This window comes from Lactobacillus sp. UMNPBX15 (assembly GCF_002553785.1).
In the GTDB taxonomy this organism is placed as follows: domain Bacteria; phylum Bacillota; class Bacilli; order Lactobacillales; family Lactobacillaceae; genus Lactobacillus; species Lactobacillus crispatus.
Genome location: NZ_PCYV01000050.1, coordinates 1 through 8,700 on the forward strand (window position 1 = coordinate 1; position 8,700 = coordinate 8,700).

12 protein-coding genes are annotated in these 8,700 nt (G+C 35.5%); all 12 read right to left on the reverse strand.

Features of this window, described 5'->3' with window-relative positions; translation table 11 throughout:
• Nucleotides 1-260: 260 nt before the first annotated feature.
• Entirely contained in the window at nucleotides 261-860 is a 600-nt protein-coding gene (locus CP366_RS09885; RefSeq protein WP_060461601.1) for a hypothetical protein, read from the reverse strand.
• Between the two features lie 28 nt (nucleotides 861-888).
• A complete protein-coding gene (locus CP366_RS09890; RefSeq protein WP_060461600.1) occupies nucleotides 889-1,398 on the reverse strand; it encodes a hypothetical protein in 510 nt (169 codons plus the stop codon).
• A 195-nt stretch (nucleotides 1,399-1,593) separates the two neighbouring features.
• A complete protein-coding gene (locus CP366_RS09895; protein ID WP_089146266.1) occupies nucleotides 1,594-2,001 on the reverse strand; it encodes a protein-export chaperone SecB in 408 nt (135 codons plus the stop codon).
• Nucleotides 1,998-2,252, reverse strand: coding sequence for a hypothetical protein (locus CP366_RS09900; protein ID WP_089146267.1), 255 nt, complete (start codon nucleotides 2,250-2,252; stop codon nucleotides 1,998-2,000). Before CP366_RS09900 ends, CP366_RS09895 begins: the two co-directional genes overlap by 4 nt.
• On the reverse strand, nucleotides 2,242-2,823 hold the full coding sequence (locus CP366_RS09905; RefSeq protein WP_089146268.1) for a hypothetical protein: 582 nt from the start codon (nucleotides 2,821-2,823) through the stop codon (nucleotides 2,242-2,244). The genes CP366_RS09900 and CP366_RS09905 overlap by 11 nt, the downstream gene beginning before the upstream one ends.
• A 218-nt stretch (nucleotides 2,824-3,041) precedes the next feature.
• Nucleotides 3,042-4,025: a dTDP-4-dehydrorhamnose reductase gene (gene rfbD, locus CP366_RS09910; RefSeq protein ID WP_098043583.1), complete on the reverse strand. Its 984-nt coding sequence runs from the start codon at nucleotides 4,023-4,025 to the stop codon at nucleotides 3,042-3,044.
• Between the two features lie 16 nt (nucleotides 4,026-4,041).
• Nucleotides 4,042-4,650, reverse strand: a complete 609-nt coding sequence (rfbC, locus tag CP366_RS09915) for a dTDP-4-dehydrorhamnose 3,5-epimerase (protein ID WP_089147954.1) — start codon at nucleotides 4,648-4,650, stop codon at nucleotides 4,042-4,044.
• 25 nt (nucleotides 4,651-4,675) lie between these two features.
• The gene (rfbA, locus tag CP366_RS09920) at nucleotides 4,676-5,560 is read right to left on the reverse strand and encodes a glucose-1-phosphate thymidylyltransferase RfbA (protein WP_089147953.1); all 885 of its coding nucleotides are present in this window, start codon (nucleotides 5,558-5,560) and stop codon (nucleotides 4,676-4,678) included.
• Nucleotides 5,561-5,562: 2 nt separating this feature from the next.
• A complete protein-coding gene (gene rfbB, locus CP366_RS09925; RefSeq protein ID WP_068812914.1) occupies nucleotides 5,563-6,600 on the reverse strand; it encodes a dTDP-glucose 4,6-dehydratase in 1,038 nt (345 codons plus the stop codon).
• Between the two features lie 86 nt (nucleotides 6,601-6,686).
• A complete protein-coding gene (locus CP366_RS09930) occupies nucleotides 6,687-7,859 on the reverse strand; it encodes a methyltransferase domain-containing protein (RefSeq protein ID WP_089147952.1) in 1,173 nt (390 codons plus the stop codon).
• A 99-nt stretch (nucleotides 7,860-7,958) separates the two neighbouring features.
• Complete coding sequence (locus CP366_RS09935) at nucleotides 7,959-8,264, reverse strand: type II toxin-antitoxin system YafQ family toxin (RefSeq protein WP_013086867.1); 306 nt, start codon at nucleotides 8,262-8,264, stop codon at nucleotides 7,959-7,961.
• A complete protein-coding gene (locus CP366_RS09940) occupies nucleotides 8,264-8,533 on the reverse strand; it encodes a type II toxin-antitoxin system RelB/DinJ family antitoxin (protein ID WP_013086868.1) in 270 nt (89 codons plus the stop codon). The genes CP366_RS09935 and CP366_RS09940 overlap by 1 nt, the downstream gene beginning before the upstream one ends.
• Between the last annotated feature and the right edge of the window lie 167 nt (nucleotides 8,534-8,700).

Sequence of the window (8,700 nt, forward strand, 5' to 3'; positions counted from 1 at the left end):
TTTTTTTGTTCAAACCAATCATACGAGAAAGGAACTCCTTTTTCTAATGTTTAAAGAAATAAATTTAAGGAATCATTCATCCTTACACAAACTATTTTACAGTCTCAAATTATCTTTTTAAGAATCTTTTGTTATCAGACAATCCATTAAAAAATATGCATTTAATCATAAAATAATATAGTTGTTATTTTTATGGACGAAAAAGGACCCTGCTCAAAAGAACAAAGTCCTCAACTATCTTATTCAAAAATACAACTTAATTATTCTAACTCGCCATTCATTTTCTTAAATGCCACGCTAGTTGCTGGAATCATGACATACTTATTTTTCTTAGAAAAATAACTACCATAATTGGCAAAACCGGCCTGACCATCTGCGTAACCATTTTTGCCATCCATCTTTAAAGTGCACCATTGATGTGTATACTTATTTTTGTTAACGTGTCTAGCTTTAAAGCCCATTTGTTTCAAAACCATTTGCATCGCATCAGCTGTACCGGCACATGAACATGAACCGCCAATGAATACGCCATAAGCTTTATTATAATATGGAGCCTTCATTGAATATGCATCACGAGCAGCAAATAGCGAAACATAGTATGCCGCGGTGTCTACTCTCGTTAAATCCGTATCCCCAGCCTTTTTACCAACACATCTAGCAATCAACTTAGCCACACGCTCAGCTGCTTTAGTATGATTGCCTCTTCTAGTGATCGGAATCTTATGTGCTTTGCCTTGCCGATCATATAAATAATTGCCTTTAAGATCAATACTATCCGCATTTACAGTATTGCTTGAAACTGCCAAAACGGTAGTCAAACATAGTAATGCGACTATCACTAATAAAGTTTTTTTCTTCATAACTTTTCCTCCAAGTTGAATTTTGATACTACTGTTGCCAAACTAATTTAAAAAGCTTGGCTACTCTACTTCTTTTAATATCAGCACGATGATTCTTTTTAGCCGTAGCTTTACTCTTGTAATATGTGTCTACCCAAGTATCGATCCCAACATAAAGCTTTTTACTGTTGTTGGTAACATATGCAGCTGCGTTTTCACCCATTGGATAACTCATAAACATTCTATTGCCACTACATTTAATCAACTGGTGTGAACTATAGTCAGCATGTGAATTGTGTGAACGCTTAGTATATTTATAAGTTCTGGTCTTCATACTGGAATCACCATAGCCAGCTAGTACAATCTTAGAACTTGTAATCTTAAATGCCTTGAGCTTCTTTTGATAATCATAACCATACCAAGTACCTCGGAATTTCTTAGGTACTGTAGTTTTTTGAAAAACTGATGCATTTACTTGCTTAGGTTGATTAATTGTTAAAACTACTGTTAAAGCAAGTAGCATCCCTACTAAAAGGGCAAAACTTCTTTTAATCTTCATAACATCCTCCTCCAAATTATTCAATGTTTAGTATATACCAGATTAGCTTATTTAGAATATAACTTTTATAACTCGGGCTTAATCAGCAAAATCTTAATGATCTTGCTCTTTCAAAAGTACAAAAATAGGATGTGCAAAAAACACATCCTACCCTGTAATCGCATAGCAATCAAAAAATAGATTAGCTACTTGATTTTACTGGTCTTGTTTAGTTGACTTCAATAATTCTGCAATATTAATAGTTGGTAAGATTACTGGAGTCATTGTATTAGTTAAAGCGGTTAAAGTAGTTAAAACTTGTCTTAAATATGGAAACATAATTGCTACAGCATTTGTTTGTAAGTAATAATTAAATCCTCTATTTCCTGCATCTTCATCTACATTAAATGAAAAGTGACCTACTAACTCTACATCTAACTTAAAAGGAGCATCTTTATCAACATTATAAGATAAAATCACATTGGCCTTATTATCTTGTACATTATATCTAACATTAAAATGTTGTTTTACTTCAATTTTAGTTTGTTTATTTTGAACAACAGGTTCTTTTTGTTCAAGAAGCATTTTATTAACTGAATATCCTAAAAAGTTTATAACTGTCATGCTATTAAATCCGTTTCAAAATCTTTTACCACTACTCTATATTTCGTTTTATCGTCTAAGTCCTGCATAAAAATAAGTTTATCTTTATCAGTTTCTTCTTTTAAGTTAAACTCCATGTCATGAGAAAAAGAAGATTCATAGTCATCATCATTTGGCATCTTATCAATATTTTTTAAAATAGCTTCAATATCTAAACTATCCATAAAATCTTGAACATCTTTTTCAGTAAAATGTACTTTGCTAAGATCCATAAATATCTTCCCTTCTTAATATATTTATTTTCCCCATATTAATAAGTTGAGCATTTCTAACGGTTACTTCAATTCCATTAGCTCCTACACCATATCTTACACCCGGTAAATCAGTTTCTGTCCATCTTTTAACTCCTAAGGTAGTTATCTTATATTTCTTTTTAAGAAAAATTATAAATAATTCTGTCATAACACCAGCATAAGATTTTACTTTTCCTCTGTGCCTAACATGATCGTAAATCCGTTCACCATGTTTAGAATTACGCTCATCTTCACAAAACTTTCTAAATAATAGATTAGTATCTGGATCTGTTAAATCTAATAGATTCTTTTCCGGTATTATATTAGGCAATTCAAATACAACTGGATTTTTTGGGTCGAATTTACTGGCAAATTCATAAGCTAATTGAGGATCATTTTCAAAAGTATACAATCCATAGCCTAAAGATCCAATCGATTTATTCCAATTTCTTTTATTTCTTTCAACATTTAGTATATCAAGCATAGGAACATGGAAGCCATCCTTTTCTATGCGCCTAGCATTAAGCTGAGTGGTACCATGATATAGCACTGTTACCTCCTAAGTATTTGATATACCTACATTATATCGTAGAAATTTATCAAATAATATAAAATAATCTGATAGTTTAATATGTGTTTGTGATTAATAAGTGATAATGTCTTAACTGTTATTAAGAGACTGTAAAATAGTTTGTGTAAGGAGGAATGATTCCTTAAATTTATTACTTTAAACAAAAAATGAGGCATCCCAAATGCCTCATTTTCCATCTATTTCAAATTGTCAAAGAAGCCTTGCTTCTTCAAAATTTCTAAATACCGCTTAACGGCATCAGGCCAAGTTGGCAATGGCTTAAAGCCATTTTCAACTAATTTACTCTTATTTAAACGTGAGTTGAATGGACGAACTGCTTTGGACAAACCATATTCGGCAGTGGTAACTGGCGTTACCTTGGTGTCGTAACCAGCTTGACGGTAGATTTCCTTGGTAAAGTCGTACCAAGAAATGTAGCCGGTCTTAGTGCCATTTTCATCATAACCGCTTTCGGTTGCTGGTAATTCAGAATTGGTTGCGTGATAGTAACCATACTTATCAGTCTCGATCATATCTACAAGCAGACGAGCCAAGTCAAAGGTGTAAGTTGGCGTACCGATTTGATCATCAACAACCTTAACTTCATCATGGTTAGAACCAACCTTGAGCATAGTCTTGATAAAGTTAGAACCGTTAACACCGAATACCCAAGCGATACGCACAATAAAGTATTTGTCTAAAATATCGGCAACAGCCTTTTCGCCGCCTAACTTAGTTTCACCATAAACGTTCAATGGCTTGTAACCCTTGAAGTCAGGTTCCCATGGCTTGGTGCCTTGACCGTCAAATACATAATCGGTTGAAAGGTAAACCATTGGTACGTCTAACTTCTTGGCAACATTAGCAATGTTTTGCGTACCGCCAACGTTAACCATTCGGACAGCTTCAACCTTGTCATCATCTTCAGCCATATCCACAGCTGTCCACGCTGCACAGTGAATAATTACGTCTGGATTTACTTCAGTGATTACCTTGTCAACTGCATCTGCATCGGTGATATCTAAAGAAACGTATGGCATCTTGGTAACAGCACTGCCGTCTTCAACGCCACTGTATTCAGGAGCAAGGTCTGAACCTACACCTTCATAGCCACGCTTGGTCAATTCATTCATCACGTCGTGACCTAATTGACCATTAACTCCAGTTACAAAAACTTTCATTAATTTACCTCACTAATTAAAACTTGAAAGTATCCTTTAAACCTTTCCATTCTTGATCACGTTCAGCCATATTTAACTTAGTGCCATCATCCAAAGTATAACCAGAAGCATCAGGGCTGCCTGGATATTCACCCTTAACGTGTGGCCACTTGATACCAATTTCAGGATCGTTCCAAGCCATACCGCCTTCATCATTAGGGTGCCAAAAATCATTAACCTTGTAACAAAATTCAGCTACATCGCTTAATACCAAAAAGCCATGTGCAAAACCTTGTGGAATCAAGAATTGCTTCTTGTTTTCAGCGGTCAATTCAACGCCGTACCACTTACCATAAGTTTTTGATTCACTACGAAGATCAACAGCAACGTCAAAAACGCTACCGCGAACAGCACGAACCAGCTTAATTTGTGGATAATGCTTTTGGAAGTGAAGTCCACGCAATACCCCCTTGGTTGAACTTGATTGGTTATCTTGCACAAAATTAATACTAAAGCCAGCATCCATCATATCTCTTTGATTAAAAGTTTCCATAAAATAGCCACGGTCATCACCATGAACAGTTGGTGTAATCACAGCTAAACCTTCAATACCGCCGACATTTTTTTCTACTTTAATTTGTCCCATGTTTATCTTCTTTCTTCATTCAATCTTAGTAACGCAACTTACCTTCAGCAACCGATCTTAAGTGTTTGCCGTATGGACTCTTGCCATAATGCTTAGCAGCTTCGCGCAATTGGTCTTCATTAATCCAGCCGTGAACATAAGCAATTTCTTCAGGAGCGGAGATTGACACGCCTTGGCGTTCTTCCGTCATTTTAACAAAGTTACTTGCATCTACTAAGCTTTGCATTGTTCCCGTATCAAGCCAAGCATAGCCACGACCCAATAATTGCACATTTAGATCATCTTCATTCAAGTACATTTCATTTAAACTGGTAATTTCCAATTCACCACGTGCACTTGGCTTAACTTGTGCAGCTTTTTCACTAACACCAGCAGGATAAAAGTATAATCCAGTTACGGCATAATTGCTCTTAGGCTGGGCCGGTTTTTCTTCAATTGAGACAGCCTTGCCATTTTGATCAAAATCAACCACACCAAAGCGCTCTGGATCATTTACATAATAGCCAAAGACAGTTGCTTTACCTTTTTGCGCATCAGCCGTAGCGTTTTTAAGCAATTTAGTAAAACCATTGCCGTAAAAAATATTGTCGCCCAAAATCATGGCACATGGTTCACCATTGATGAAGTCTTTGCCTAAAGTAAATGCTTGGGCCAAACCATCTGGACTTGGCTGAACCTTGTAGCTTAACTTAATACCAAATTGTGAGCCATCGCCTAACAATTCCTTGAAACGTGGTGTATCTGCTGGTGTGGAAATTACTAGAATATCCTTAATTCCAGCCAACATTAAAGTAGACAATGGGTAATAAATCATTGGCTTATCATAAACTGGCAATAATTGCTTACTAGTAACCAAAGTCAATGGATAAAGTCGTGTTCCTGAGCCACCAGCTAAAATAATTCCTTTCATAATTACTTCTTATCTAATACCTTTCTATTGCCATACATTTCTTCATAGTAATTTTGGTAATCACCAGAAATGATGTTTTCCCACCATTCCTTGTTATCCAAATACCATTGAATAGTCTTCTTGATTCCATCCTTGAACATAGTCTCTGGCAACCAGCCTAATTCTGAGTGGATCTTATCTGGATCGATAGCGTAACGACGGTCGTGTCCCTTGCGGTCAGTTACATGTTCAATCAATGAATATGGCTTATCGAGGTAATCACAAATTAACTTAACAATTTCAATATTGTGCATTTCGTTGTGGCCACCAATGTTGTAGATTTCACCTGGCTTACCATTTTCCAAAATTAGATCAATTGCCTTACAGTGATCTTCAACATAAAGCCAGTCGCGAACGTTTTCACCATCACCATAGACGGGAAGTTTTTCATTATTCAAAGCCCTTTGAATCATTAATGGAATTAACTTTTCAGGGAACTGATATGGACCATAATTATTTGAACAACGAGAAATCGTCACAGGCAAATTGTAAGTTCTGCCATATGCACCAACCAATAAATCGGCACTAGCCTTACTTGATGAGTAAGGACTTGAAGTATGAAGCGGCGTGTCTTCATGGAAGAAGAGATCTGGACGATCAAGTGGCAAATCGCCGTAGACTTCATCAGTTGAAACTTGGTGGAATCGCTTGATGCCATACTTACGACATGCGTCCATTAATACTGAAGTACCAATAATATTGGTTTCTAAGAAAATCTCAGGGTTTTCAATAGAACGGTCAACGTGGCTTTCAGCAGCAAAGTTGACAACTACATCGGGCTTTTCTTCTTCAAAAAGCTTGTAAACACCCTCGCGATCACAAATATCTAACTTGACAAACTTAAAATTAGGCTTGTCTAAAACGCTCTTCAGGGTTGATAAATTACCTGCATAGGTTAACTTATCTAAGCAAATAATCTCATAATCGGGATGCTTTTTCATCATGTAAAAGATGAAGTTTGAGCCAATAAAACCTGCTCCGCCAGTAACAATAACTTTCATGTAATTCCTCCACTACAAAAACTTAATTCATTTGCAGTATATAACATTACGTTACGTCACCTTCAAGAGGATAAAATAAAAAGATGCTACTTTTTACAACTGAAAAAGCCTGCATCTTTAGTAATGTGGAACCCATCTTTAACTTGCTTTTCTACATATTGTTTAAAATCCTGATAATGATCAAGCAAAATCGAATTTTGATTGCCATGGCAAGATAATATGTAAGAAATAATGGGCATTGAGTCTGAAAGTTCAATTGCATCCTGATATTTGTGACAGGAAATATCTTTAAAATATGGCTTCAATATTTGACGCCCATTATCTAAGCCAAAACGCTCATATAATTTAGTGGAAGATAATACAATATTAGCATTGTAGTTTTGCACTAAATCTGTAATTTCATGCATGTGCCTTTTAGAATAAGTACTGCAAGTAAAAGTAGCACCAGGCTTAAGCACGCGTTGCACTTCTTGCAGTGCTTTTGGAATATCATCACAATAAAAAAGCATGTGATTAGCGATTACTAAGTCAAAGGTATTATCTGCAAAGGGGATTTTTTGAGCATTAAAAACAGAATATTGGAATTGGGGATGATCGCCAATCGTTTTTCTTGCATCAGCCAATATTCCTTCTGAAATATCCGATAGAACTATTGTTACATTCTTTGATACTTTAGCAATATTCTGTGACCACAATGCGCCATTGCCTGCTCCTAGCTCTAGAATTTTCATCCCTGGCTTCAAATGTAAGTTACTAAAAAGCCAAGGAAACCAGCCTTCTTGATTAACTGAATAATCTCGGTGCAAACGAATGCGGGCAGAGATATTGGTGGCATTTTTATATTGCAGACTAAGTGATTGATTCATTGAAGTTAGGTGAATCAGCTTTAGCATTTGGCTCCAGTCAACTTGCTGGTTAGACTTCAACGCCTGACTTGTCGAATCGATTGCCGTAATCACATTCTTCATTTCTTCAAGCCGTTCTTCAGCTAGACGCTTTTGAATTTGCAAAGAATTGAGCAAGACCTGGGCATCCCCTGACCCAATCGTCATCTCTCGAATTTCATTAAGTGAAAAACCCAGATATTTCAGTAGCAATATCTGTTGCAATTTAGCAAAATCTTGGTCTGTATACCGCCGCGCACCACCCTTGGCACGCACAGCTGGTTTTAATAAATTCTTCTGGTCATAATAGCGAATCGTACGAATCGAGACATGCGCTTTTTCCGCAAATTCGCCGCTTGTGTAGTATTTAGTCATGTTAATTATCTTTATGGAACGCAAATTAGTCCAAGAATTTATTTTTCTTCATTCATTAGTTCTTTAAATCTTAAATCCGGGAAATTCTTTCATTACAGATTAATCATTAAATATCTTAGAAATATGTTCAATCAAATTATGATTACCTAATGCTGACAAGTAAATTTTGTTATTGTCACCAAAATAAAACAATAGCCAATCATCATTATAAGCTCGATCAACATGAACATGATACAAAGGAGGATGCGTTCCGTGGATGACACCTAATTTATGTTTAGTATATAATTGGTTAAAATCTTCTTTTTCGATTAGACTTACTACCTTATTGACTTTTGATAAGTCATAATGTTTCTTTTTATACTTCTTGGCTGTTCTTAAAAAATATTTCTTCGGTATTACTTCCATTAATTCAAATCCTTTAACCAATTTTTAGCGAAATCTTCTGCCGAAGAATAAACTCTGCCATTACTTTCTTCATCGTGCATCTCTTTAATGACTTGTAATGCACCATCATCAGCTTGGGGAGTAAATGGCAACTTTTGTTGTTGAATTACAGCAGTATAGAAAAGTCTGGTAGCTGTTGCCATATCCATTCCCATTGATTTGAAGGTAGCTTGTGCCTCCTCTTTCATGCTCTTAGGGAGTTTCATATTAAAATTTGCTGTTTCGCTCATATTTATCACCTCTTACCTACATATTATATATTATATATATAAGTAATGCATATAAATAATATATGTAAATGATATATATTATGATTATTGGAGACTGTAAAATAGTTTGCGGGAAACTGTCAAATCTTTTGTGTAAATAGATCTTTCTCGTAAATTGATTTTTTAAT

Coding starts and splice junctions, on each gene's coding strand:
- rfbB (WP_068812914.1), bottom strand. CDS start 6,600: ATGAAAGTTATTGTTACTGGCGGAGCAGGTTTTATTGGCTCAAACTTC.
- CP366_RS09900 (WP_089146267.1), bottom strand. CDS start 2,252: ATGGATCTTAGCAAAGTACATTTTACTGAAAAAGATGTTCAAGATTTT.
- CP366_RS09890 (WP_060461600.1), bottom strand. CDS start 1,398: ATGAAGATTAAAAGAAGTTTTGCCCTTTTAGTAGGGATGCTACTTGCT.
- CP366_RS09885 (WP_060461601.1), bottom strand. CDS start 860: ATGAAGAAAAAAACTTTATTAGTGATAGTCGCATTACTATGTTTGACT.
- CP366_RS09940 (WP_013086868.1), bottom strand. CDS start 8,533: ATGAGCGAAACAGCAAATTTTAATATGAAACTCCCTAAGAGCATGAAA.
- rfbA (WP_089147953.1), bottom strand. CDS start 5,560: ATGAAAGGAATTATTTTAGCTGGTGGCTCAGGAACACGACTTTATCCA.
- CP366_RS09935 (WP_013086867.1), bottom strand. CDS start 8,264: ATGGAAGTAATACCGAAGAAATATTTTTTAAGAACAGCCAAGAAGTAT.
- rfbC (WP_089147954.1), bottom strand. CDS start 4,650: ATGGGACAAATTAAAGTAGAAAAAAATGTCGGCGGTATTGAAGGTTTA.
- CP366_RS09930 (WP_089147952.1), bottom strand. CDS start 7,859: ATGACTAAATACTACACAAGCGGCGAATTTGCGGAAAAAGCGCATGTC.
- CP366_RS09895 (WP_089146266.1), bottom strand. CDS start 2,001: ATGACAGTTATAAACTTTTTAGGATATTCAGTTAATAAAATGCTTCTT.
- rfbD (WP_098043583.1), bottom strand. CDS start 4,025: ATGAAAGTTTTTGTAACTGGAGTTAATGGTCAATTAGGTCACGACGTG.